This is a genomic window from uncultured Roseobacter sp. (assembly GCF_947495275.1).
Classification (GTDB): Bacteria; Pseudomonadota; Alphaproteobacteria; order Rhodobacterales; family Rhodobacteraceae; genus Roseobacter.
Genome location: NZ_CANLYL010000008.1, coordinates 20,490 through 44,658, shown reverse-complemented (window position 1 = coordinate 44,658; position 24,169 = coordinate 20,490). Strand labels below are relative to the sequence as shown.

At 59.0% G+C, this 24,169-nt stretch carries 25 protein-coding genes; 19 read left to right on the top strand and 6 right to left on the bottom strand.

Annotated features, from left to right (window positions below; all coding sequences use genetic code 11):
• Window positions 1-11: 11 nt before the first annotated feature.
• The 5 genes from Q0802_RS15150 to fsa all read right to left on the bottom strand — a co-directional run bounded on the left by Q0802_RS15150 (window position 12) and on the right by fsa (window position 3,930).
• Window positions 12-710 carry a CDP-alcohol phosphatidyltransferase family protein gene (locus Q0802_RS15150; protein WP_298919749.1) on the bottom strand — a complete coding sequence of 233 codons (699 nt, stop codon included), beginning with the start codon at window positions 708-710 and terminating at the stop codon, window positions 12-14.
• A gap of 93 nt (window positions 711-803) precedes the next feature.
• Complete coding sequence (locus Q0802_RS15145) at window positions 804-1,388, bottom strand: cytochrome P460 family protein (protein ID WP_298919747.1); 585 nt, start codon at window positions 1,386-1,388, stop codon at window positions 804-806.
• A gap of 112 nt (window positions 1,389-1,500) precedes the next feature.
• Window positions 1,501-2,421: a tyrosine recombinase XerC gene (locus Q0802_RS15140; protein ID WP_298919745.1), complete on the bottom strand. Its 921-nt coding sequence runs from the start codon at window positions 2,419-2,421 to the stop codon at window positions 1,501-1,503.
• Entirely contained in the window at window positions 2,418-3,125 is a 708-nt protein-coding gene (locus tag Q0802_RS15135) for a DUF484 family protein (protein WP_298919743.1), read from the bottom strand. Before Q0802_RS15135 ends, Q0802_RS15140 begins: the two co-directional genes overlap by 4 nt.
• Before the next feature lie 151 nt (window positions 3,126-3,276).
• Window positions 3,277-3,930 carry a fructose-6-phosphate aldolase gene (gene fsa, locus Q0802_RS15130; RefSeq protein ID WP_298919741.1) on the bottom strand — a complete coding sequence of 218 codons (654 nt, stop codon included), beginning with the start codon at window positions 3,928-3,930 and terminating at the stop codon, window positions 3,277-3,279.
• Between the two features lie 121 nt (window positions 3,931-4,051).
• Between fsa and Q0802_RS15125 the strand changes: the two genes are divergently transcribed.
• The 4 genes from Q0802_RS15125 (at window position 4,052) to Q0802_RS15110 (ending at window position 9,064) form a co-directional block, all read left to right on the top strand.
• Window positions 4,052-6,247 (top strand): primosomal protein N', encoded by a 2,196-nt coding sequence (locus tag Q0802_RS15125; RefSeq protein WP_298919739.1) that lies wholly within the window; start codon window positions 4,052-4,054, stop codon window positions 6,245-6,247.
• Between the two features lie 124 nt (window positions 6,248-6,371).
• Window positions 6,372-7,613 (top strand): MFS transporter, encoded by a 1,242-nt coding sequence (locus Q0802_RS15120; RefSeq protein ID WP_298919738.1) that lies wholly within the window; start codon window positions 6,372-6,374, stop codon window positions 7,611-7,613.
• Between the two features lie 126 nt (window positions 7,614-7,739).
• Entirely contained in the window at window positions 7,740-8,615 is an 876-nt protein-coding gene (locus Q0802_RS15115; RefSeq protein ID WP_298919736.1) for a 50S ribosomal protein L11 methyltransferase, read from the top strand.
• Window positions 8,616-8,719: 104 nt separating this feature from the next.
• Window positions 8,720-9,064 (top strand): hypothetical protein, encoded by a 345-nt coding sequence (locus Q0802_RS15110; protein WP_298919734.1) that lies wholly within the window; start codon window positions 8,720-8,722, stop codon window positions 9,062-9,064.
• 141 nt (window positions 9,065-9,205) lie between these two features.
• Here the strand turns inward: Q0802_RS15110 and Q0802_RS15105 are convergent, their stop codons facing one another.
• A complete protein-coding gene (locus Q0802_RS15105) occupies window positions 9,206-9,424 on the bottom strand; it encodes a DUF1127 domain-containing protein (RefSeq protein WP_298919732.1) in 219 nt (72 codons plus the stop codon).
• A 331-nt stretch (window positions 9,425-9,755) separates the two neighbouring features.
• On the opposite strand from Q0802_RS15105, the gene ruvC reads away from it, so the two are divergent.
• The 15 genes from ruvC (at window position 9,756) to Q0802_RS15030 (ending at window position 24,072) form a co-directional block, all read left to right on the top strand.
• Window positions 9,756-10,262: a crossover junction endodeoxyribonuclease RuvC gene (gene ruvC / locus Q0802_RS15100; RefSeq protein WP_298919730.1), complete on the top strand. Its 507-nt coding sequence runs from the start codon at window positions 9,756-9,758 to the stop codon at window positions 10,260-10,262.
• On the top strand, window positions 10,259-10,921 hold the full coding sequence (gene ruvA / locus Q0802_RS15095) for a Holliday junction branch migration protein RuvA (RefSeq protein ID WP_298919728.1): 663 nt from the start codon (window positions 10,259-10,261) through the stop codon (window positions 10,919-10,921). The genes ruvC and ruvA overlap by 4 nt, the downstream gene beginning before the upstream one ends.
• 27 nt (window positions 10,922-10,948) lie before the next feature.
• Complete coding sequence (gene ruvB, locus Q0802_RS15090) at window positions 10,949-11,971, top strand: Holliday junction branch migration DNA helicase RuvB (RefSeq protein WP_298919726.1); 1,023 nt, start codon at window positions 10,949-10,951, stop codon at window positions 11,969-11,971.
• Window positions 11,972-12,000: 29 nt separating this feature from the next.
• Window positions 12,001-12,624 (top strand): hypothetical protein, encoded by a 624-nt coding sequence (locus Q0802_RS15085; protein ID WP_298919724.1) that lies wholly within the window; start codon window positions 12,001-12,003, stop codon window positions 12,622-12,624.
• Window positions 12,625-12,660: 36 nt separating this feature from the next.
• Entirely contained in the window at window positions 12,661-13,059 is a 399-nt protein-coding gene (ybgC, locus tag Q0802_RS15080; protein ID WP_298920146.1) for a tol-pal system-associated acyl-CoA thioesterase, read from the top strand.
• A gap of 100 nt (window positions 13,060-13,159) precedes the next feature.
• Window positions 13,160-13,855: a protein TolQ gene (gene tolQ / locus Q0802_RS15075; protein WP_298919722.1), complete on the top strand. Its 696-nt coding sequence runs from the start codon at window positions 13,160-13,162 to the stop codon at window positions 13,853-13,855.
• Window positions 13,856-13,858: 3 nt separating this feature from the next.
• Complete coding sequence (gene tolR / locus Q0802_RS15070; protein ID WP_298919720.1) at window positions 13,859-14,359, top strand: protein TolR; 501 nt, start codon at window positions 13,859-13,861, stop codon at window positions 14,357-14,359.
• Window positions 14,331-15,482, top strand: coding sequence for an energy transducer TonB (locus Q0802_RS15065; protein ID WP_298919718.1), 1,152 nt, complete (start codon window positions 14,331-14,333; stop codon window positions 15,480-15,482). Before tolR ends, Q0802_RS15065 begins: the two co-directional genes overlap by 29 nt.
• 11 nt (window positions 15,483-15,493) lie before the next feature.
• Window positions 15,494-16,810, top strand: coding sequence for a Tol-Pal system beta propeller repeat protein TolB (tolB, locus tag Q0802_RS15060; protein WP_298920144.1), 1,317 nt, complete (start codon window positions 15,494-15,496; stop codon window positions 16,808-16,810).
• A gap of 89 nt (window positions 16,811-16,899) precedes the next feature.
• The gene (gene pal / locus Q0802_RS15055) at window positions 16,900-17,418 is read left to right on the top strand and encodes a peptidoglycan-associated lipoprotein Pal (protein WP_298919716.1); all 519 of its coding nucleotides are present in this window, start codon (window positions 16,900-16,902) and stop codon (window positions 17,416-17,418) included.
• 4 nt (window positions 17,419-17,422) lie between these two features.
• A complete protein-coding gene (ybgF, locus tag Q0802_RS15050; protein ID WP_298919714.1) occupies window positions 17,423-18,262 on the top strand; it encodes a tol-pal system protein YbgF in 840 nt (279 codons plus the stop codon).
• Window positions 18,255-19,529 carry a tRNA lysidine(34) synthetase TilS gene (tilS, locus tag Q0802_RS15045; RefSeq protein WP_298919712.1) on the top strand — a complete coding sequence of 425 codons (1,275 nt, stop codon included), beginning with the start codon at window positions 18,255-18,257 and terminating at the stop codon, window positions 19,527-19,529. The genes ybgF and tilS overlap by 8 nt, the downstream gene beginning before the upstream one ends.
• Window positions 19,530-19,609: 80 nt before the next feature.
• The gene (ftsH, locus tag Q0802_RS15040; protein ID WP_298919710.1) at window positions 19,610-21,535 is read left to right on the top strand and encodes an ATP-dependent zinc metalloprotease FtsH; all 1,926 of its coding nucleotides are present in this window, start codon (window positions 19,610-19,612) and stop codon (window positions 21,533-21,535) included.
• Window positions 21,536-21,651: 116 nt separating this feature from the next.
• Window positions 21,652-22,248, top strand: coding sequence for an MOSC domain-containing protein (locus tag Q0802_RS15035; RefSeq protein ID WP_298919708.1), 597 nt, complete (start codon window positions 21,652-21,654; stop codon window positions 22,246-22,248).
• A gap of 147 nt (window positions 22,249-22,395) precedes the next feature.
• The gene (locus tag Q0802_RS15030) at window positions 22,396-24,072 is read left to right on the top strand and encodes a formate--tetrahydrofolate ligase (protein WP_298919707.1); all 1,677 of its coding nucleotides are present in this window, start codon (window positions 22,396-22,398) and stop codon (window positions 24,070-24,072) included.
• The last annotated feature ends 97 nt before the right edge of the window (window positions 24,073-24,169 follow it).

Here is a 24,169-nt window from a genome sequence, read left to right as displayed (position 1 = left end):
GGCTCCGGAAATCAGATTTCGCGGGTCTTTGAGAGCAGTTGCTGCGCCACGCCCGCCCCCAGCAAATACACTGACGTGGCAACCAGCCCCCAATGCGCCCAGCTTTGCGGGTGAAAATCAACCCAGGCGGCCCATCCGGCAAAGAACGTCCAGGCCATTGCGACGGGCAGGGTCACACGGCGCCATCTCTCCGTGCGAACCGGGTGCACGAATTTGAGTGGCAGGAACATGGCGACCGCAAGAACGGTTACCAAGGCCAGCGACACCCAGAAGTTGGGTTGCAGGGCAAAGATGACCAGCACCAGCATATTCCAGCAGCCGGGGAATCCTGAAAAGGAATTATCCTTTGTTTTCATCCGCGTGTCTGCAAAATACATCGCCGATGCGAAGGTGATGATGATAATGGCGAACCAGCCTGTCCACCCATCCATCAAGCCGGATTTGAAGAGCGCAAAGGCTGGAATGAACACGTAAGTCAGGTAGTCGATGATCAGATCCAGCAGCACCCCGTCAAATTCGGGCGCGTTGGTTTTGACATTATATTGCCGGGCCAGCGGCCCATCGATCCCATCTACGAAAAACGCGACCACCAGCCACAGGAACATCAGATCCCATTTGGCGTCGACCGCGGCCAGCATCGCCAGCATCGCAAAGACGGCACCTGTGGCAGTAAGAAGATGCACGCCAAGCGCGCGTAGTCGTAGTGTCATGTCCTGTTCTTGCCGCATGCGGAGATCGGATGCAAAAGGAAAAGGCCCACCGCGCGGAACGATGGACCTTGAATATTCAAAAAATCTCTTGAGTTACTGGCTGATACGCACTTCTTCGAGCGGATAGGCCAGCGAGTCCTGATCTTCCCAACCGGTATGGCAGTCGTGACAGAAGGACTGTTTGAACTTCATCGGTTTGCCGTTGGGCTGCAGACCGCCATAGAGCCAGTCATCCGTCTCGGGCGCTCCACCTGCTGCCAGCTTGGTCATGATGAACAGCGGGCCGGGCCGGGCCGCCTTTTTCTTTTTGCTGATGGTGATGCTTTCCTTGGCGAGAATAGAGCCGACGGGCATTTCCACGCCCTCCTCGGCGAACTTGAGGTATTGCTCGGCGGCAACGTCATTGGCGAATGTCTGAAGCAAACGGTTGCCATGAGGGCCCGCAACGGCGGGGCGTGTCGAGGTCACGGCCCAGCTGCGATAGTTGCTGCCAATTTCGTCACCCTGTTTGGCATAGCCTGTCGCCATCGCGTCTTTCACACAATCATAGAGGGCCACCACCTGTGTCTCATCGAGATCAAAGGCGCTTTCAACATCTACGGGGCAATCCGCAGCGTATCCCGCTGTGGCAGTCAAGGAAAAGGCCATGGCGGAAATGGCTAGGCTGAAACGTGTCATAAGGTCCCTCAGGTGATGATTTTTACATGCGGCCGAATGCCGCGCATCGAGGGTTGCACGATTTCTGCCGTGAATGCAGTAAACGTTCGTGCACAATACTGTGAAAGTCGTTTCAAGCTTTGGGATGCGCCCGGTCGTAGACTTCCATCAGGCGGGCGGTGTCGACGGCTGTATAGGCCTGGGTTGTCGACAACGAGGCATGTCCCAGCAATTCCTGAATGGCGCGCAGATCGCCGCCCGCATCCAGCAGATGGGTGGCAAAGCTGTGGCGCATGGCATGGGGGGTGGCCGTGGCCGGCAGCCCAAGTTGCATGCGTGCCCGTGCCATCACCTTCTGAATGGCGCCCGGGGCCAGCGGGCCACCCCGAACCGCGCGAAAGAGTGGGGCCTGCGCGCCCATCGGGTAGGGGCAAAGCCTGATGTAGGCATCCACGGCGCTTTGAGCCGCAGGCACAACCGGAACAATCCGTTCCTTGTCGCCCTTGCCGATGATCCTCAAGACATCCGGCAGCGGTGCGTCACCCCCGGTCAAGCCCAGGGCTTCAGAGATGCGAAGCCCACAGCCCCAAAGCAGAGTGACGACGGCCACGTCGCGGGCGGCAACCCATGGCTTTTCAGATTGCATTTCGATGGCGTCGATCAGGTCCTTTGCTGCCGACACCGCCAAGGGGCGCGGCAGCTTCTTTTGAAACTTCGGCGCCCGCGTGGAAAGCACCGCAGTGGGCTCGAAGCCTTCGCGCTCCGACAGCCAACGGTAAAACGCTTTGACAGCAGAAAGCTTTCGGGCGAGCGAACGTGCCCCGATGCCAGCGCCGCGCGTGCGCGCCATCCATGCGCGCATGTCCGTAACGCTGATCCGCGCCAAGGCAGACAGTCCCTGACTTTCAGATTTGTATTCGGTGATAAAGGCCAGGAACTCTGTCACATCGCCCTGGTAGGCGATCACCGTGTTTTCGGATGCGCCCTTGAGAGCATGTTGGTGATCCAGCCAGGTGGCCAGAGCATCGTGGGCGGCGGGGCTGATCAGGCTCATGACAGCCAGCGGCGCATCACCCTTTCAAATACGCCGGTGAAAAAGACCAGAAGATCCGTGCCCTGCTGAGGCCCGAACATATGCGGGTCTTCCGCGCCCAGCACCAGCATGCCCGGAAGGCGGCCGTTGCCAAAATCAAGTCTCAGGCAGGCTTCTGATCTGATCCAATCGGATTTCTCCCCGTAAATCTCCGCCGATGCATTCTGTACCTGGCGCAGCGTGACCTGTCGCGATCCGCCGGGGCGGCCCTGAGTGACGTAATCTTCCACGAACCCCGGTTCCGTGGCCGCCACAACCTCCCCAAGGGACTTCAGAACCAGATCCATGTCATCTTGAGCGGTTTCCAGCACGAGCAGGACCGCATCGACGCGCAATATCTCGGCAACCTCACCACTGAGGTTTTCAAGAAAGCCCTCGAATGCTGCTGGATCGAGAAGGCGCAATATGGCGCGGTGAATCTGATTGGTGCCGGCGAGGTTTTCGTAAGCGGCGGCAATGACCGAGCGATGGGTGTCTTCCAGACGGTCCAACCGCGTTTCCATGCGCTCCATCGCGATGCCGCGCAGATCGACAATATTTGCGCCCATGGACCGTTCGTTGGCGGCGACCAGAGCGTTCATCAGGTCCTTGTCGTTGAGAATGACATCGGGTTGCGAGATGATCGCCTCTCGCAGGGCGTCTTCGATTTTTGGGTTGCTGCTCATGACATGCTCTATATTTTTTCGAGACTTATAGCACGGGCTTCATCTCAAATCTGCCATGAAATTGGAAAGTTGGCGCAACCTGTCCTCGGGTGTTGCCATTCTGTGCCAACGCCCGATGAGGCGTTGGCCGATCTTGCAGCGTTTTGCGGGTTCAGAGGATGTTCTGGCCGGTTTTGGCCCAATCGGCCATGAACTGTTCCAGGCCTTTATCGGTCAGCGGGTGCGACGCGAGTTTCTTGATCACCTCCGGGGGCGCCGTCATGACGTCGGCACCGATCAGGGCAGCTTCCTGCACGTGATTGACGGAGCGGATGGAGGCCGCAAGGATTTCGGTCTCAAAGCCGTAGTTGTCGTAGATCGTGCGGATGTCCTGAATAAGGTCCATGCCATCGAGGTTGATATCGTCCAGACGCCCGATGAACGGGCTGATGAATGTGGCCCCCGCCTTGGCCGCCAAAAGCGCCTGATTGGCCGAAAAGCACAGCGTCACGTTGACCATTTTACCTTCGCCAGACAGCACTTTACAGGCCTTCAGGCCGTCCCATGTCAGGGGCAGTTTGACGGTGATATTGGGCGCGATCTCGGCCAGTTTACGCCCCTCGGCGATCATCGCTTCGGCTTCCATTGCGACCACTTCCGCGCTTACGGGGCCTTCTACGATCCCGCAAATCTCCTTAGTCACCTCAAGAATATCCCGGCCCGATTTCAGGATCAGCGAAGGGTTCGTCGTCACCCCGTCGACCATGCCCAGATCGTTGAGTTCGCTAATCGCTTGCGTGTCGGCTGTGTCGACAAAGAATTTCATCGGTGCAGTTCCTTTCAAAGAGTTATGTGAACGCTAACATGTTTCACTCTTGCGCTTGGCTTTACCGCATGATCTGCGATGCTTAAACCCTCAATTGCCCATATTTTTCGGAGCGCCCGCGTTGAGTCTGCCGCAATTCTACGATCCTGGAGACCTGGTCGGCGTGCTTACGGCGCAACCTTTGGGGCGTGCGCTGGACTATCGCGCTCCTGAAGGCGGGTGCCATCTGGGCGCATTTGTAGAGGTGCCGCTGGGCCCGCGCAAGGTCATCGGTGTCGTCTGGGGACCGGGCAAGGGCGACTATGATCTGTCCAGGATCAGATCGGTGATCCGGGTGCTTGATGCGGCCCCCATGCGCGCGGAAATGCGCAGTTTTCTGGAGCGCGCGGCAGATTATACCCTGACGCCCATGCCCGCGATGTTGCGTCTGGCAACCCGTGCGCCGGGCTTGGGTGATCCACCGTCGATGCGCAAGATTTACCGTCGCGGACCCGGTGAGCCGGATAAAATGACCGCCGCACGCCGCAAGGTTCTGGACGCGCTCAGCGCTTATGGTGATCTGGCCTTCACACTCAAGGAGCTGGCGGAGATGGCCGGTGTCGGCTCTTCGGTGGTCAAGGGGCTGGTGGCGCAACGGGCGGTCGCGGAAGAGGACAGCCCCCGTGATCTGCCCTTTGCGCGGCTTGATCCTGACCTTCCCGGCAAGGAATTGACCAACGAACAGGCCGAAGGTGCCGCACAGCTATCGCACGCGGTACGATCAGAAAAATACGGCACAACCCTGCTGCGCGGGGTGACCGGGTCGGGCAAGACCGAAGTTTACCTCGAAGCGGTCGCGGCTGCCTTGCGCGCGGGGCGTCAGGCGCTTGTGCTGTTGCCGGAGATTGCCTTGACGGCGGAATTCCTGACCCGGGTTCAGGAACGCTTTGGCGCCAAACCTGCCGAATGGCATTCCGGTGCCACGATGACAGAACGCAGGCGCATCTGGCGTATGGTGGGGCAGGGCAAAGCGCAACTGGTCATTGGCGCGCGTTCGGCGCTGTTTTTGCCGTTTCAGAACCTGGGTCTGATCGTGGTCGATGAAGAGCACGACACGTCCTACAAGCAGGAAGAGGGCGTGCTTTACAATGCGCGCGACATGGCGGTGCTGCGTGCCTCGATCTGCGGGGCGCAGGTGGTGTTGGCCTCAGCCACGCCAAGTCTGGAAAGCTGGGCCAATGCGCAGGCGGGCAAATACAACCGGCTGGAACTGACCTCCCGCTTTGGTCCGGCGGTCATGCCGGAAATGCGTGCGCTTGATATGCGTTCGGAGGGGTTGCCCTCCGATCGCTGGGTGTCTGAGCAGTTGAAGACGCAGGTTGAGGCGCGGCTGGCGGCTGGCGAACAATCGCTGCTTTTCATCAACCGCCGGGGCTACGCGCCGATCACGCTTTGCCGGGCGTGCGGGCACCAGATCGGCTGTGACGATTGTGACGCGCGCATGGTCGAGCACCGGTTTCTCAAGCGGCTGGTCTGTCATCAGTGCGGCGAGACCAAACCCATGCCCACGATTTGCCCGTCCTGCGATGCCGAAGGACGTCTGGCCCCGGTCGGTCCGGGTGTTGAGCGTCTGGGCGAAGAAGCCGCCGCCCTTTTCCCCGATGCGCGGATCGCCACATTGAGTTCGGACATGTACGGCTCCGCGCGGGCTTTGAAGGCAGAGATCGAAGGGATCGCCGAAGGGGCCGCCGACATCATCATCGGCACGCAACTGGTGGCCAAGGGGCACAATTTCCCCAAACTCACTCTGGTCGGGGTCATTGATGCTGATCTGGGCCTGCAGGGGTCGGATTTGCGCGCGGCGGAACGGACATTCCAACTGATGCGGCAAGTGGCGGGCCGGGCCGGACGGGCGGAGAAACCCGGCACAGCGCTCTTGCAGACCTACCAGCCCGAACACCCGGTGATCCGCGCTATTCTCGCTGGTGACGAAGACCGTTTCTGGGCGGCGGAGGCGCGTGAGCGGGAAGCGGCAGGCGTGCCGCCCTACGGGCGAATGGCAGGTATCATCCTCAGCGGGCCGGATGTTGCGAAAGTCTTTGATGCGGGCAACCTGCTGGCCCGTCAGGATGCGCCGCTGCGCTCCATCGGCGCGCAGGTTTTTGGGCCTGCGCCAGCCCCCATCGCGCGCGTGCGCGGGCGGCACCGTGTCAGATTGCTGGTCAAGGCGGAAAAATCGGCACCCTTACAAGACGCGCTGGCCCGCTGGGTCGCGCAGGTGCCGCTGAAGGGCGATTTGCGACTGGCCGTGGATATCGACCCGCAGAGTTTCTACTGACCGGAATTGAACTCTGACGGCTCTTCAGGTGACGGCTAAGCCTTGTCGAAGGGTGCAGTTGAGCCTTGTGAATTGTGCTTTTTTGCACCTCGCCAAAGCGCGGCAAAAGGCATAAGGCTCTCATATGTCTCCGCTTCGTAATATCATGGCGCTGGATGTGGCGCAGGGCCTGCCGCTCTGGCGTCGCCCCACGACGCTTTTGTTCTTAATGGCGTTTGCTATGCCGGTTGCATTTTACACATGGTATGCGCTGCTGAACAATTTCGTGAAGGAAATGGCGTCGTTCGACGGCGCGGACATCGGGTTGCTGCATACGGTGCGGGAAATCCCGGGCTTTCTCGCCGTCGGCGTGATCGCGGTCATCATTTTCATGCGCGAACAGGTGCTGGGCCTCGTATCGCTCATGCTGCTGGGGGCGGCTACGGCTTTGACCGCGCAGTTCCCGCAACTGACCGGCATCCTGATCCTGACCTTTCTCAGTTCGGTGGGGTTTCACTATTACGAGACCGTCAACCAGTCGCTGCAACTTCAATGGCTGCCCAAGGACCGTGCCCCACAGATATTGGGTTGGATCATGGCCACCGCCTCTGCGGCGACTTTCATCGTTTATTTCATCATCATGATCCTCTGGGAGCCCCTGGGGCTGACCTATAACCTTGTCTTCATGGTGGGCGGCGGGATCACCTGCGCCATCGGTCTGTTCGCCCTGCTGGTCTATCCGCAGTTCGAAGCACCACATCCGCAAATCAAGAAAATGATTCTGCGCCGACGCTATTGGCTCTACTACGCGCTGCAGTTCATGTCCGGCGCACGGCGGCAGATATTCATGGTTTTTGCTGGTTTCATGATGGTCGAGAAATTCGGCTTCGAGGTGCATGAAGTTGTCGGCCTCTATCTCATCAACCTCGTGATCAACATGTGCGTGGCGCCTTTCCTAGGGCATATTGTAGCCCGTTTTGGCGAGCGTAATGCGCTGGTTTTCGAATACACTGGGCTTGTCTGCGTCTTTCTGGCCTATGGCGGTGTCTATTTCTATGACTGGAGTTTTCATGTCGCGGCCTTTCTCTATGTGATCGACCACATGTTCTTTGGGCTCGCACTGGCGATGAAGACCTATTTCCAGAAAATCAGCGATCCTGGTGATATCGCGCCCACCGCTGCCGTGGCCTTTACCATCAACCATATTGCGGCAGTGTTTCTACCGGTCCTGCTGGGGCTTTTGTGGCTGGTCTCGCCTGCTGCGGTGTTTTTGCTGGCGGCGGGCATGGCCAGCGTGTCCCTGACGCTCGCCACCTTGATCCCCCGCCATCCCGAAAAGGGCAATGAGACGGTCTTTTCCGGCAGGATAACCGCTGCCGCGGAGTGAAAAACCGGCGTTACAAGAGCTGCCTCTCCGGTAATTCCGATGCGCGGGCGCGGCCCACCCGCGGGTTGTCTGCTTGACCTTCGCAAGCGCTGGCCCTAGGCGATCAGGAAAATCCTGGAGACGCTGATGCCAACCTTCACCGCCCTGACCACCGTGACCGGAAAAGCCGCCGCCGAAAAACTGGGCGATGCAATGGAGCATCTGGACCCGGAACCCACCGGGATTGGCGTCTTTGAGGTCGAAGACGATTCTGGCCTTTGGGAAGTGGGCGGGTATTTCACCGAAAGCCCTGACGACACCGCGCTGACCCTGCTGGCAACGGCGATGGGCGCCAACCCTTTCGTGATATCCGAACTGCCGGAAACCGATTGGGTTGTCCATGTGCGTCGTGAACTCGCCCCTGTCGAAGCAGGGCGGTTTTTCGTTTACGGGGCGCATGATGCCGATAAGGTTCCCGAGGGTGTTGAGCCGCTGTTGATCGAGGCCGCAATGGCGTTCGGCACCGGCCACCACGGCACGACGCTGGGTTGCCTGAAGGCGCTGGACCGATTGGCAGAGACCGGGTTTCAGGGGCAGCAGGTTGCAGATATCGGATGTGGTACTGCGGTGCTGGCCATGGCGGCGGCGCGGCTCTGGCCGATACATGTGCTTGCCAGCGATATTGACGAGGTGGCTGTCGAGGTAGCGCGGGCGAACGCCAGCGCCAATGGGCTTGAGGATCGTATTTCCTGCCTTGAAGCCGCCGGGTTTGATCATCCGGATTTGCGGAGCGCGCGTCCCTTCGATCTGGTTTTTGCTAACATTCTCAAAGGTCCGCTGGTCGCGCTGGCACCGGAAATGGCAAATCATCTCAGACCCGGCGGATACGCGATTCTGTCCGGTATTCTGAATGAGCAGGCCGATGATATCATTGCGGTTTATGCGCAAGTTGGCATCAATCTCGTAAGTCGGGATGAGATTGTTGACTGGACAACGCTTACTTTAAGTAGAGAACTGCCTTAATCGCCCCAGTTTTGCCACATTTGGTCAATTTGCCTTGAATTTGTCATGCATTCCAATCAATTTTGATCGTAGTCGGGTGGGGGCCTGATGGTCAGGAGAGTGTGATGTCCGATACATTCGCTCAATTCGAAAAACGCATTGCCGTGGTGAGTGATAAGCACCGTCAGCTGGCACGGGGCTATGTCGCAAAGCTTGGTGATGACGGGTTGATCACCGTTGAACCCAAACGCGCGAGATTTCCGATCCGGCCCCGCGCAATCGTTTTTACCGTAGCGGGTGTTCTGGTCTTTAAAGCGCTGATGATGGCGTCGACAGGTCTTGGCATCTATGAAAGCCGGGTCGAAGCTCTCGCCGACGGGACCGTTTTTGAACGCGCAGCCGGGTGGGTAATGCAAGCTGACCCCGTTTCGCGCTACCTGGCGGAGAACATTACCAAAGCGCTGCCCTGAATGAGTACGAACGGCTCTCTCGGCTGTTCGAGTGTGTGAACGAACGTCCCTCCAAAGGTGTTCATCTGTTAAAAAAGCCGCTTCTCCGATTGTCGGAGAAGCGGCTTTTCCTTTTAGCGCGTGGTTGTTTAGACCTGCGCCTTAGCGAATGATGTTGCTGTCTGCGACATAATCGATGTCGGAACGGCTCAGCCCGATATCGTCCAATTCACGATCAGACAGAGAGCTCAGCGCATTGCGGGTAACGCGCGCATCGTTCCAGGCAACAACCGAAGAGATCGTGTCGTTCAGGAAGCCGAAGAAACGGCTTACAACAGATGCAGTGCCGTATGTGGTGCGGGTGATGTCAAAAAAAGCCATTGTAGCCGTCCTTAGTTTTGAATGTGAACCGGTCTTGCCGGTGTGTGATGAGGGGCAGATAGGACCTGTCTGAAAGTTGAGCAAGGTGAGAAAACGCATGTTTGATATGCGCTATTTGCATAGGTCGAGAATGTGGTTAACCCATGGTAAACAAAAAGAAATAGATTGACGCGACGCGTCGAAAACAGACTTGGAAATGCCGTTTTCCGGCCTCAAGAACGCTGCCAGCGCATAGGTTTTCTCTGCATGCTGGAAAAAAGGAAGCGCTTGGCCCGTGTTCGCCTTTCGTGCTAATGCGTAAAATAAGAAACAAAATGTCAGGGCAGGGCCTATGATACGGGTAATCGGCATCGATCCGGGGTTGCGAAACCTTGGCTGGGGCGTCGTTGACGTCGTGGGAAGCAAGGTTTCTCACGTCGCGAACGGCATTTGCGTCTCCAAGGGAGATGATCTGGCGCAGCGGCTTTTGTCATTGCACGGGCAGTTGACCCGCATCATCGCACAATTTGGCCCCCAGGAAGCGGCCGTGGAACAGACCTTCGTGAACAAGGATGGAGCAGGCACGCTGAAACTGGGGCAGGCGCGCGGAATTGCCATGCTGGTGCCGGCGCAGGCTGGGCTGGTCATCGGCGAATATGCCCCCAACAAGGTCAAGAAGGCTGTTGTGGGTGTCGGGCATGCTGATAAGGGCCAGGTTCTGCACATGGTGCGGATGCAATTGCCCGGTGCGGAAATTGCCGGACCGGATGCGGCTGACGCGCTGGCGATCGCAATCTGTCATGCTCATTATAGCGGCGCCGATGGTCTGCGAGCGGCGATCGAAAGGGCGGGCGCATGATTGGCAAGATCGCGGGGCGCATCGATTACAAGAGCACGGACCACTTGTTGGTCGACGTGCGCGGTGTCGGTTATCTTGTCTATTGTTCGGAGCGCACATTGGCCAGCCTACCCGGCGCGGGCGAGACGGTCGCGCTTTTTACCGACCTGCTGGTGCGCGAGGACGTGCTGCAACTTTTTGGCTTTGCAACACTGGCGGAAAAGGAATGGCATCGGTTGCTGACCTCCGTTCAAGGGGTGGGTGCCAAAGCGTCGCTGGCAATTCTCGGAACGTTGGGTCCGGACGGTGTGAGCCGCGCCATCGCTCTGGGGGACTGGAATGCGGTCAAAGCGGCGAAAGGCGTCGGGCCAAAGATTGCGCAGCGGGTTGTGCTTGATCTCAAGGACAAGGCTCCGGGCATTATGGCGATGTCGGGGGGATTGGCGGCTGCAACCGGCGATGTGCCCGCGGAGGTGATTGAACCAACGATGGTGCAAACGGCATCCGCAGCGCCGGTAACTGCGTCGTCGCAGGCCGATGCTCTCTCGGCCCTGGCCAATCTGGGCTATGCGCCCGGTGATGCCGCGGGGGCCGTTGCGCAAGCGGCGGGAGAAAACCCCGATGCACAAACACCGGCACTGATCCGCGCGGCCTTGAAACTTCTGGCACCAAAGAACTAAGGGGACCTGAGCCTTGCAGGAGAGCAGATGAGCGACATTGATCCCACCGTGCGGCCGGAACCATTGCCAGAGGATGTGGATCGCGCTCTGCGTCCGCAGATGCTGGAGGAATTCGTCGGACAGGCGGAGGCGCGCGCCAATTTACGTGTTTTTATCCAATCTGCCCGGCAGCGTGGCGAAGCGATGGATCACACGCTGTTCCATGGCCCGCCGGGGCTGGGCAAGACCACGCTGGCGCAGATCATGGCGCGCGAGCTGGGCGTGGGGTTCCGCATGACCAGCGGGCCGGTTCTGGCCAAGGCCGGTGATCTGGCGGCCATTCTGACCAATCTGGAGGCGCGGGACGTCCTGTTCATCGACGAAATTCACCGGCTCAATCCGGCGGTGGAAGAAGTGCTTTATCCGGCGCTGGAAGATTTCGAACTGGATCTGATCATCGGAGAGGGGCCCGCCGCACGTACCGTGCGCATTGAGTTGCAGCCCTTCACGCTGGTGGGGGCAACGACCCGGATGGGTTTGTTGACCACGCCCTTGCGTGACCGCTTCGGCATTCCGACGCGTTTGCAGTTTTATACCGAAGATGAGTTGTTCATCATCATCGAGCGGAACGCGCGAAAGCTGGGCGCGCCTGCCGATGAAAGCGGCGCGCGGGAGATTGCCCGTCGCGCCCGTGGCACGCCGCGCATTGCAGGGCGGTTACTGCGCCGCGTGGTAGATTTCGCCATCGTCGAAGGGGATGGTCGGGTGACCCGCGAACTGGCGGATATGGCCCTGACCCGCCTCGGGGTCGATCATCTGGGGCTTGACGGCGCGGACCGGCGGTATCTGCGGTTGATTGCAGAGAACTACGCAGGTGGCCCAGTGGGTATTGAGACCATGAGTGCTGCCTTGAGCGAAAGCCGCGATGCGCTGGAAGAGGTCATCGAGCCCTTCCTTTTGCAACAAGGGTTGATTCAGCGGACCCCGCGCGGGCGGATGCTGGCGCAAAAAGGCTGGAGCCATCTCGGCTTGACGCCCCCCAAATCGCAGAGCGATCTGTTTGGAAGCTGACTGACCCTCTCAGGAAGGGTGCACCATTGATGCAAGCAGATGACATTGAAGCATTGTTCACCCGGGAAAGCGGCGCCTACTACTTTGCGCGCTGGGGCAGACCCATCGCGCCGATTGTCTTCGGTGTGACCGATGAAACGCTGGCCGTGGTCAAGGGCGCCTTGGAGGCGGTCATGGTCCTTTCGGGTCACAAAATGGCCGAGACGGACCCTGAATTGGGCAGCAACCTGATGATCTTCTTTTTCCGCGAATGGGATGAATTGCCCCAGGTGCCCGATCTTGATCGGCTCATTCCCGAACTCGGTCCGCTGCTCGACAAGCTCAAGGCAGCAGATGCCAATCAATACAGGATTTTCCATTTCGACCCGGATGGGGCCATCAAAGCCTGTTTTGTGTTCCTGCGCATGGATGCGGAACTCAGCGCTGTACCTGCGGAAACACTGGCGCTGACCCAGATCGTGCAATCCACCCTTCTGTGGTCGGATACCGCCTTTCGCACGACCTCACCTCTGGCGGTGCTGGGAGGCAAGACGATCCTGCGGCCGGAAATTTCCGCGCTGATCCGTGCCGCCTATGATCCGGTTTTGCCCGCTTGCGCGCAGGACCCAAGCCATGCCCTGCGCCTTGCCGCGCGCATCGGGCAAATGCAATAACCTGGATCAACTGCCCAATTACCGGACAAAGGACATCTGATGCACCGCTTTCCCATCCGCGTCTACTATGAAGACACCGATATGGCGGGCATTGTCTATTACGCCAATTATCTGCGCTATATTGAGCGCGCGCGCAGCGATTGGGTGCGTGAGATCGGGATTGACCAACTGGCGATGAAGGCTGAGGGAAACGTTTTCGCGGTCAGGCGCATTGAGGCCGATTATGTCCAGTCCGCGCTGTTTGATGACGCGCTGGAGGTGCAGACAAGCCTGATCCAGCTCACGCCTGCGCGCATGGTCATGGCTCAGAATGTGCTTCGGCAAGAGGCGCTGATTTTTGCCGCGAAAGTCACAATCGCCTGCATCGGGGCCAAGGGAAAGCCCAGCAGATTGCCAGCAAAACTCCGCTCAATGCCGATTAGCGACCCCTCCTGACAGCATAGTGATAGCAATCCTGGTTGTTCTTCGTTAGAATCGCGTGAAATTGAGGTCGGCTAAACGACCCTGAGCGGTGAAAAGTTAAAGAGCAGGCATCATGGAAGCAGAAACGCTAGCATTGGCGCAGGAGATTGATTTCTCCTTCTGGGGGCTGTTTGCCCGCGCAACACTCCTCGTCAAACTTGTGATGATCATGTTGATTGTTGCCTCCTTCTGGTCATGGTCGATCATCGTGATGAAGCTGATTGTCTATCGGAAGGCACGCGCCGAGGCGGCCGAGTTCGACCAGTCCTTCTGGTCCGGGGAGCCGCTCGATGGACTGTTTGAAACCGTGGGGCCAGCGCCCTCTGGCAGTTCGGAGAAAATCTTCGCCGCCGGCATGACCGAATGGCGACGCTCGCACCGCGATGACGGCGGGCTGATCGCGGGGGCGACCTCGCGCATCGACCGGTCGATGGATGTGGCGATCAACAAGGAAGCGGATTACCTGCGTGGCGGGTTGACCGTTCTGGCAACGGTTGGGTCTTCCGCGCCCTTCATCGGGCTTTTCGGCACGGTCGTGGGCATCATGAATGCCTTTATTGAGATTGCCGAACAGCAAAATACCAATCTGGCGGTGGTAGCACCAGGCATTGCCGAAGCCCTGCTGGCCACGGGTCTGGGGCTGTTGGCCGCGATCCCGGCGGTGATCTTTTACAACAAGCTGAGTGCGGATTGCGACAAGATCCTGTCGGGCTATGAAGCCTTCGCCGATGAGTTCGCCACCATCCTCAGCCGCCAGTTGGACAGTTGACCGATGGGCGCGGGTGTCATCCAGAACCAGGGCGGCGAAGGCACACGTCGCAGACGTCGCGGGCGCGGCAAGCCGCAGCCGATGTCGGAAATCAACGTCACGCCTTTTGTGGATGTGATGCTGGTGCTGCTGATCATTTTCATGGTCGCGGCCCCGCTGTTGACGGTGGGCGTGCCGGTTGAACTGCCCAAAACCGCCGCAGGCGCGCTGCCTGCGGATCAGGAAGAACCGCTGACCATCACGATTACTGCAGAAGGCAGCTTGCAAATCCAGACGACGGAAACCGCGCGGGGCGAACTGATCCCGAAACTGCGGGCGATTGCGGCAGAGCGGACCAGTGATCAGGTGTTCCTGAGGGCTGATGGGGCGGTTCCTTATGCGCAGGTGATGGAGGTCATGGGCGCACTGAATGCCGGTGGCTTTGCCAATATCGGTCTGGTCACGGATATCGGCGGACCCACGCTTGACGGTCAGGATGGCACCGCCGGTGGTGCGGGTCAGTAGGGCCGCGGTGCATACCGGTCACTATATCTCAGGCGCGGGGCATCTGGCTTTGATCGGCTGGCTGATCTTTGGGGATGTGTTTGCGGCAGAGCCTCTGCCGTTTGAGGCCAGCACCGTTTCGGTGATTTCAGGTGCCGAATACGCGGCTATGGTGGCGGCTGGTCAGGCCCCGCAATCGACGACCGAAGTGGCGCAACCTTCAAGCCCGGAAGTGACGCCGGAAGCCCCCGAAATAGCGGCCACCGAAGATAGCGTTGCGGATCAAAGCCCGCCCGAACAGACCGAAGCGCCAAGTAACGAAGAAGCGCCGGATGTCTCGGAGCTCGCGCCGTTGCCACAGGCTGAGGTGAGTGACCAGGCGCCGGTATTGCCTGAACCTCCCGCCGATGTGGCGGTGCTGGTGCCCGAAGTCAGCGACCGTCCCGTGCCGCAAGCCGCCGAACGTGTGGCCCCTGAGGCGGTTGCCCAACCCGAGCCCGAAGCGACACCCGACGCGGTTGAGCAGGAAGCTGTGACGCCTGACCAAACTGGTGACACACCACAGGATCCGGTTGAGGCAACGGCACCGGAAGCGGCCGCGACAGAGATCGTCACCGAAGCAGAAGAGCCAAGCGCTGCACCGGTGCCAACCAAACGGCCGCCTGCCCGCCGCCCTGATCCACCGGTCCAACAGGTAGCGCAGCCGACCGAGACCGCCGAACCCCCAGCCCCGGCTCAGGACACAACAGAAGATGCTGTTGCATCGGCGCTGGCCGAGGCGCTGGCGGCGGAGTCTTCCGCACCCTCCACACCGCAGGGGCCGCCGCTTTCTGCCGGGGAGAAGGATGCCTTGCGGGTTGCGGTATCAAATTGCTGGAATGTCGGCTCGCTTTCAACTGATGCGCTGAACACCACGGTGGTGGTATCGGTGGCCATGACACAGGACGGCAAGCCTGTAACATCGTCCATTCGGATGAACTCAAGCTCCGGTGGAACAGAACAGGCGGCGCGTCAGGCATTTGAGGCGGCACGCCGCGCAATTATCAGATGTGGCGCAAAAGGTTTCGATTTACCCGTAGAAAAATATAGTCAGTGGCAGGATATTGAGATGACCTTCAATCCCGAAAGGATGCGGATCAAATGAGATTTCTGGGTATGGTATTGCTCGCAGCGCTGGGGCTAATGTCCCTTACGGCGGGATTTGCAGGCGCGCAAAGCAGCGGCCCCTTGCGCATCGAAATCACCGAAGGTGTGATTGAACCCTTGCCCTTCGCCTTGCCGGTTTTCCAGGCCGAAACGGGGGATGCGACAGGCGTTGCGGCGCAGATCAGCCAGGTTGTTTCCGGGGATCTTGTGGGTACCGGGCTTTTTCGCGAAATTCCGGCGACGGCCTTTATCAGCACCGTAAGCAATTTCGCTGATCCGGTGCAATATGCCGATTGGAAAGCAATCAATGCTCAGGCGCTGATCACCGGCGCCGTGGCGGTGCAGGGCAACCAGCTTACGGTGAAGTTTCGCCTTTATGACGTATTCTCCGGTGCGGAGATGGGATCGGGATTGCAATTTTCCGGCACGCCTGAGGGCTGGCGGCGTATGGCGCATAAGGTTGCCGATGCGGTTTACAGCCGGATCACGGGCGAGGGGGGGTATTTTGACAGCCGCGTTGTTTACGTATCCGAGACCGGCAGCAAGGACGCTCGCCAGAAACGCCTGGCGATCATGGATTACGACGGTGCCAATGTGCAGTTTTTGACGGACAGCAGCGCCATCGTTCTGGCCCCGAGATTTTCGCCGAATGGCGACCGGGTGATCTATACCAGCTATGAGACCGGCTTTCCGCGCATCTACCTGCTGGACGTCGGATCGGTCCAGCGCCGCGTGTTGGAAAATCAGGAAGGCACGATGAGTTTTGCGCCGCGTTTTGCGCCTGACGGGCAAAATATCGTATTCTCGCTCAGCCAGGGTGGCAACACCGATATCTACGCGATGAATGTCGGCGGCGGCGGGACGCAACGCCTGACATCCGCGCCTTCCATCGAAACCGCGCCCAGTTTTTCGCCTGACGGCAGCCAGATTGTGTTTGAGAGTGACCGGTCCGGGTCCCAGCAACTCTACATCATGCCCGCCGGGGGTGGAGAGGCGCGCCGTATATCCTTCGGACCGGGCCGCTATGGCACGCCGGTCTGGTCGCCGCGTGGGGATCTGATCGCCTTTACCAAACAAAACGGCGGGCGCTTCCATATTGGTGTGATGCGGACCGATGGGGCCGAGGAACGGTTGTTGACCGCCTCCTTCCTCGATGAGGGGCCAACCTGGGCACCGAACGGGCGGGTCATAATGTTTACCCGCGAATCCCAAGGGGCCAGCGGCAGCTCCACGCTTTATTCTGTTGATATTTCAGGACGCAATCTGCGGCCTGTGCGGACCCCTGATGGCGGCTCTGACCCGTCGTGGTCGCCTTTGCTGAAGTAAGACATCTGAAGTCGTTCCCATGGGCGTGCGCCTGTGGTAAAAAGACCCCAAAATAACAATTCCAACACGGAACACATGAGGCAGTGAACATGAAACCAACAGCGAAAATTCTTCTTCTCGTCGCCGGGCTGGCCCTGGCGGCCTGCACCAATCCGGGCCGATTTGGGGCGGATGGATCAACCGGCGGGGTCGGAGGGGGCAGCGGTGGTGCGATTGTCCCCGGCAGCGCCAATGACCCGACCTCAACGGCCTACTTCAACCAGACCATTGGCGACCGCGTTCTTTTCGCGGTGGACCAGTCCGACCTGACGCCGGAGGGGCGCGCCGTTCTGGATGGCCAGTCAAGTTGGTTGCTGACGAATACCGATTTTACAGCGATCATCGAGGGCCACGCAGATGAACAGGGCACCCGTGAATATAACGTCGGTTTGGGCGCGCGTCGGGCAAATTCCGTGCGGGAATACCTGATCTCCAAAGGGGTGGCGGGTAATCGGTTGCGGACCGTGAGCTACGGCAAGGAACGCCCCATCGAGATTTGTTCCAACGAGGCCTGCTATGCCAAGAACCGCCGCGCGGTCACTGTGCTGGCGGGCGGTCTGACAGGCTGATCCGATGCGCATCTTTGCCGCCCTTGCCCTCGTGATCCTGTTGCAGCCGGTTGAGACGGCCGCGCAGGATCAGCAGACACTTGCGGACATCCGCCAGGAGATGACGGTGCTCTATGTGGAAATCCAGAAACTCAGGCGAGAGCTGTCAACCACTGGGTCACCCTCGGTGCAAACCTCCGGCGGGTCGGTGCTGGATCGCATGAATGTCATCGAAGCAGAGATGCGGCGATTGACCTCCAAAACCGAAGAGTTGGAATTCCGGATCAACCGCATTGTCGAGGATGGCACCAACCGTATCGGCGATCTGGAGTTCAGACTGGTCGAGCTTGAAGGGGGGGACATCGCGGCATTGGGTGAGACCACAACTCTGGGCGGTGATCTGCCTGCCGGGACCGAGACGACTACGGGGGCTGCAACACTGCCCGCGGCCACTGATCTTCCTGGCAACGGTATTCAGCTTGCGGTCGGGGAAGAGGAGGATTTCAAGAGAGCTCAATCTGCTTTGGCGGAGGGCAATTTCCAGCAGGCGGCAGATCTTTTTGCGACCTTCACGCAAACTTATCCGGGCGGACCACTGGCGGCGGGCGCTGATCTGGGACGCGGCGAAGCGCTGGAAGGCTTGGGAGATACGCGTGAGGCAGCACGCGCCTACCTGAGCAGTTTCAGCGTTGACCCAACAGGACCGGTTGCCGCGCAATCGCTATTTCGCCTGGGCAGATCTCTGGGCGGGCTGGGACAAACACAGGAGGCCTGCGTGACGCTCAGCGAAGTCGGTGTGCGATTCCCATCCGATCCGGTTGTCGCCGAGGCTCAGGCAGAGATGCAATCGCTGGGCTGTGCGTAACGGCGCATCGCGAGACCTGAGGGAGGCGGTTGCGCAGCAGCTTCCGCCGGACCTGCCAAAACGGTTGGGCGTCGCGGTATCGGGCGGCGGCGATTCCGTCGCTCTGCTTCATCTGCTGCATGAGATTGCGCGAAACCAGAGGCTCCAACTTTGCGCGGTGACGATCAATCACGGTTTGAGGACGGAAGCAGAGGTTGAGGCCGCCTTTGTAGCTGAGCTTTGCGCTGGTCTCGATATTCCCCACAAGGTTCTTCGCTGGGACGGTTGGACCGGGCAGGGCAATCTGCAAAACGCGGCACGAGAGGCGCGTTACAGTCTGATCGCCGCTTGGGCAAAGTCTCAACAGCTTTCCCATGTTGCCCTTGGCCATACACAGGATGATCAGGCCGAAACGGTTCTGATGCGGCTGGCGCGCGGTGCGGGTGTGGACGGTCTGGCGGCAATGGGTCCAAGCCGCGCGCGGGATGGGATCACCTGGCTGCGCCCGTTGTTGCAGGTCTCAAGGGCCAGTTTACGCGAGATGTTGCAGGACCGCGAAATCCGCTGGTGTGAAGATCCCAGCAATGACGACCTGAGGTTTGATCGTATCAAACTGCGTCAGGCGCTTACGGTTCTTGAACCGCTGGGCATCAGCGCCGCCGCGCTTTCGCAAGTGGCCGACAATATGGCGCGGACACGTATCGCCCTGAATGCGCATGCGGTCTCAGCCGCGAGAAAGATTACTACGGAACAGGCGGGCGCGCTTAAGGTCGATTGGTCCGGTTTCGACGCCTTGCCCGCTGAAACCGCGCGCCGCATCATGATCCGCGCCTTGCAATGGATTAGCGGTGCAGGATACGCGCCGCGCGGCAGGTCCGTACAAAAGCTGATGGACGGTCTCAGGGCTGGTCATAACGGCACACTGGAAGGATGTCATGTCATCCGGTCCAAGGGGGCCATGTGGATATATCGCGAGCTTGACCCGGTCCGGCATCTGTCTTGCGACATCGCGGACGTATGGGACAACCGGTGGCAATTGACCTCAAAGGCGGATGAGATCGACCAGCCAGATGCCGGGCTGCGCATTGCGGCGCTTGGGGAGCGCGGCCTGCGGGATTTTCCGCAATGGCGCGCGTTGGGTTGCCCTCGCGACGCGCTGCTGGCGACACCTGCGGTCTGGAAAGACGATCAATTGGTTGCCGCCCCCCTTGCAGGAACCGCCACGCGATGGCATGCGACGTTGGTGAAAGGCGAAAAAGCATTCTTTGACGCACTTTTATCGCATTGAACCTCGGCGCGCAGTGTCTATCTTAAGCGCGTGGTGGTATCATTGCGATCCGCACCACGCGCATTTTTAGGAGAATTTCCTTGGGTAACGCACGTAACATCGCCTTCTGGGTCGTCTTGTTCCTCCTGATCCTGGCATTGTTCAATCTGTTCAGTGGTCCCGGCAACACGCTGCAAAGCCGCGAGATCAGCTATTCCGAGTTTGTGAATGCGGTTGAATCAGGAGAGGTCAGCAACGTCACACTGGATGGCGAGCAGGTTCGTTTCCGCCGTGCTGATGGCGCCGACTATATCGCGATTAAGCCGGAAGACGCTGAAATCACGAACCTTTTGATCGACAACAACATTACGGTTCGTGCGGAACAGCAACAGCAATCGGGTTTCCAGACCTTTCTGATGTCGCTCTTGCCCTTCCTGCTATTGATCGGCGTCTGGGTTTATTTCATGAACCGGATGCAGGGCGGTGGCAAAGGCGGGGCGATGGGGTTTGGAAAATCCAAGGCCAAGATGCTGACCGAAAAACACGGTCGGGTCACCTTTGACGATGTTGCGGGAATCGATGAGGCCAAGGAAGAGCTTGAGGAAATCGTCGAGTTTCTGCGTAATCCGCAGAAATTTAGTCGATTGGGCGGTAAAATTCCGAAAGGCGCTCTGCTTGAGGGCCCTCCCGGTACCGGTAAAACGCTGTTGGCGCGTGCCATTGCAGGCGAAGCTGGCGTGCCGTTTTTCACAATTTCCGGTTCGGATTTCGTTGAAATGTTTGTGGGTGTTGGTGCGTCCCGTGTCCGCGACATGTTTGAACAGGCGAAAAAGAATGCGCCCTGTATCGTTTTCATTGACGAGATCGACGCGGTCGGCCGTCACCGCGGCGCTGGTTACGGTGGTGGCAATGATGAACGCGAACAGACACTCAACCAGCTGCTGGTGGAGATGGATGGCTTTGAGGCCAACGAAGGCGTGATCATCATCGCGGCCACCAACCGTAAAGACGTGCTCGACCCCGCGCTGCTGCGCCCGGGCCGCTTTGACCGTCAGGTGACCGTGGGCAACCCAGACATCAAGGGCCGCGAGAAAATCCTTGGTGTCCACGCGCGCAAGACACCACTGGGTCCGGATGTAGATTTGCGCATCATTGCCCGGGGGACACCGGGCTTCTCTGGTGCGGATCTGGCAAACCTTGTCAATGAGGCGGCGCTTGGGGCAGCCCGCGTCGGTCGGCGCTTTGTCACGATGATCGATTTCGAGAGTGCCAAGGACAAGATCATGATGGGGGCAGAGCGTCGCTCCATGGTCATGACACCTGAGCAGAAAGAAATGACCGCCTATCACGAAGCGGGACACGCGCTGGTGGGGATCAAGCTGCCGAAATGTGACCCGGTCTACAAGGCGACAATCATCCCGCGCGGCGGGGCCCTGGGGATGGTGATGAGCCTGCCGGAAATGGACCGCCTGAACATGTTCAAGGACGAATGTCACCAGCGTCTGGCCATGACCATGGCGGGCAAGGCGGCGGAAATTCATAAATACGGCCCCGATGCCGTGTCCAATGGGCCAGCGGGGGACATCATGCAGGCCTCGGGCCTTGCGCGCGCGATGGTATTGCGTTGGGGAATGTCCGACAAAGTAGGCAACATTGACTATTCCGAAGCCGCCGAAGGCTACCAGGGGAATACCGCTGGCTTCTCGGTCTCAGCCAACACCAAAGAGCTGATTGAGGAAGAGGTCCAGAAGTTCATTCAGGACGGATACGATTGGGCGCTTAAGATTATCACCGAAAATGAGATTGAATTTGAACGTCTCGCGCAGGGTTTGCTGGAATACGAAACACTGACCGGTGATGAGATCAAGCGGGTGATGAATGGTGAGCCGCCTGTGCCGCCTGCGGATGAAGAGGATAAACCCGACAGCGGCTCGGCCCCAAGCCTGACCGGCATTCCAAAGGCCAAAGCCAAGGCCAAGAAAGCGCCACCGTCGGAAGACGGTTTGGAGCCGGAACCAACGGTCTGATCACGAAAAACGATTTTTCCTTCACAAAAGATCATAGGGCCCTGCGCAGCGCAGGGCCTTTTCTTTTGCGCCTCTATTTGCTCTGACTTGCAGCAGACCTCAACTGGAGAGAAAACATGCCCGCACTGCTGCCCACCCGTTTTGTTGGAGAGGTTGTTTGGCTCGGGCGGGTCACCCAAAGCGAAGTCACACTGCGCGCCGAAGCATTGCAATCGGCGCAGCTGACCTTTTCGGGCATTGAGGGGGAGTGCCACGGCGGTCTGACACGCGCCTCTTGTGTGCGTACCAAGGCGCAATATCCCAAAGGGACAGAAATCAGGAACGTTCGACAGCTTTCGGTTCTGTCATCGGAAGAGCTTGCGCAGATCGCTTCCGAGATGGGATTGTCAGAAATCGACCCCGCCTGGGTTGGTGCTTCCATGGTCATCAAGGGCATCCCTGATTTCACCCATGTACCGCCGTCGTCGCGTTTGCAAATGCCCAGCGGGGCCAGCGTCACGGTGGACATGGAAAACCGTCCCTGTGTTTTGCCGGGGCGTGTCATCGAAGAAGATCGCCCAGGTTTCGGGCAGGCTTTCAAACCGGCTGCCCAGAACCGGCGCGGCGTTACGGCCTGGGTGGAGAGGGGCGGAGCCGTTGCCGTTGGTGATAGCGTCACCTTGCATGTCCCTGATCAACCGGCCTGGGCGCATATCGACAAGGCCCGTTCGTAACATTCGTTTCCAAAAAGAAACGAATGACCCCACCGCCGCCGCAACACGTCGTGGAAATGTCGGAATTACGCTTCTCCCACTGGCGCGTCACTCGTATGCATTGGCCAGCAACTTCGCCGTGCGCGGCACTTCAATGGGGATTCTAATATGGCTTACAAGACCGACATCGAAATCGCGCGCGAGGCGTCGAAAAAACCAATTCAGGAAATTGGTGCAAAGCTGGATATCTCCAGTGATGACCTGCTGCCTTACGGTCATGACAAGGCCAAGGTCAGCCAATCTTTCATCAATTCGGTGCAGGACCGTCCCGATGGCAAACTGATCCTTGTGACAGCGATCAACCCAACACCTGCGGGTGAAGGCAAAACCACGACGACCGTGGGCTTGGGCGATGGTCTGAACCGGATCGGCAAGAAAGCAGCCGTCTGCATTCGTGAAGCCTCCCTCGGGCCAAATTTCGGGATGAAGGGGGGGGCCGCAGGCGGTGGTTACGCGCAGATCGTACCCATGGAAGAGATGAACCTGCATTTCACAGGTGACTTCCACGCCATCACTTCGGCGCATTCGCTGCTGTCGGCGATGATCGACAACCACATTTACTGGGGCAATGAGCTCGAGATCGACACCCGCCGTGTCGTCTGGCGCCGTGTCGTGGACATGAACGATCGCGCATTGCGTCAGATCACCGCCTCGCTGGGCGGTGTTGCCAACGGTTTCCCCCGTGAAGCGGGCTTCGACATTACCGTGGCCTCTGAAGTCATGGCGATCCTGTGTCTGGCCAGAAACCTTGACGATCTGCAAAAGCGCCTGGGCGACATGATCGTGGCGTATCGCCGTGATCGCAGCCCGGTGTTTGCCCGCGACATCAAGGCGGATGGCGCCATGACCGTTCTGCTCAAGGACGCGATGCAGCCCAACCTCGTGCAGACGCTGGAAAACAACCCGGCCTTCGTGCATGGTGGCCCCTTCGCCAACATCGCGCATGGGTGTAATTCTGTCATTGCGACAACAACCGCGCTCAAACTTGCCGATTACGTTGTCACGGAAGCCGGCTTCGGGGCCGATCTGGGCGCTGAAAAGTTCCTCAACATCAAGTGTCGTAAAGCTGGCCTCTCGCCGTCCTGCGTTGTGGTTGTGGCCACCGTGCGCGCGATGAAAATGAATGGGGGTGTTGCCAAGGCTGATCTGGGTGCGGAAAATGTGGATGCGGTCAATAATGGCTGTTCCAACCTTGGCCGTCACATTGAGAACGTCAAATCTTTTGGCGTGCCGGTCGTCGTAGCCATCAACCACTTTGTCACCGATACGGACGCAGAAGTCCAAGCCGTCAAGGATTATGTTGCAGGGCAAGGCGCCGAGGCCGTCCTGTCGCGTCACTGGGAACTGGGCTCCGAGGGCTCTGCCGATCTGGCGACGAAAGTTGCCGAGGTCATTGATGCGGGGGAGGCCAATTTCGCGCCCATCTATCCCGATGAGATGAGCCTTGCGGATAAGATCAACACCATCGCCACGCGCATTTACCGTGCCGACAGTGCCCAGATGGATCAGAAAATCCTCAACCAGCTCAAGGATTGGGAAGACCAGGGCTACGGTAATCTGCCAGTCTGCATGGCTAAAACGCAGTACAGCTTTACCACCGACCCGAACGAACGTGGGGCACCCACGGGTTTCGACATTCCAGTGCGCGAAGTCCGGTTAAGTGCTGGTGCAGGTTTCGTCGTCGCGATTTGCGGGGAGATCATGACCATGCCCGGGTTGCCGCGAGTTCCCTCCGCGGAAAACATCAAGCTGAACGCGGATGGTGACGTAGAAGGTCTGTTCTGAGGGCCAAGCTGTCACAGGGATGTGTGAAGGGGGCAGAGAAAATGATTTGCCCCCTGACCTTCGTGCCGCCAAGCTGAACATCATGACATTCAAGGAG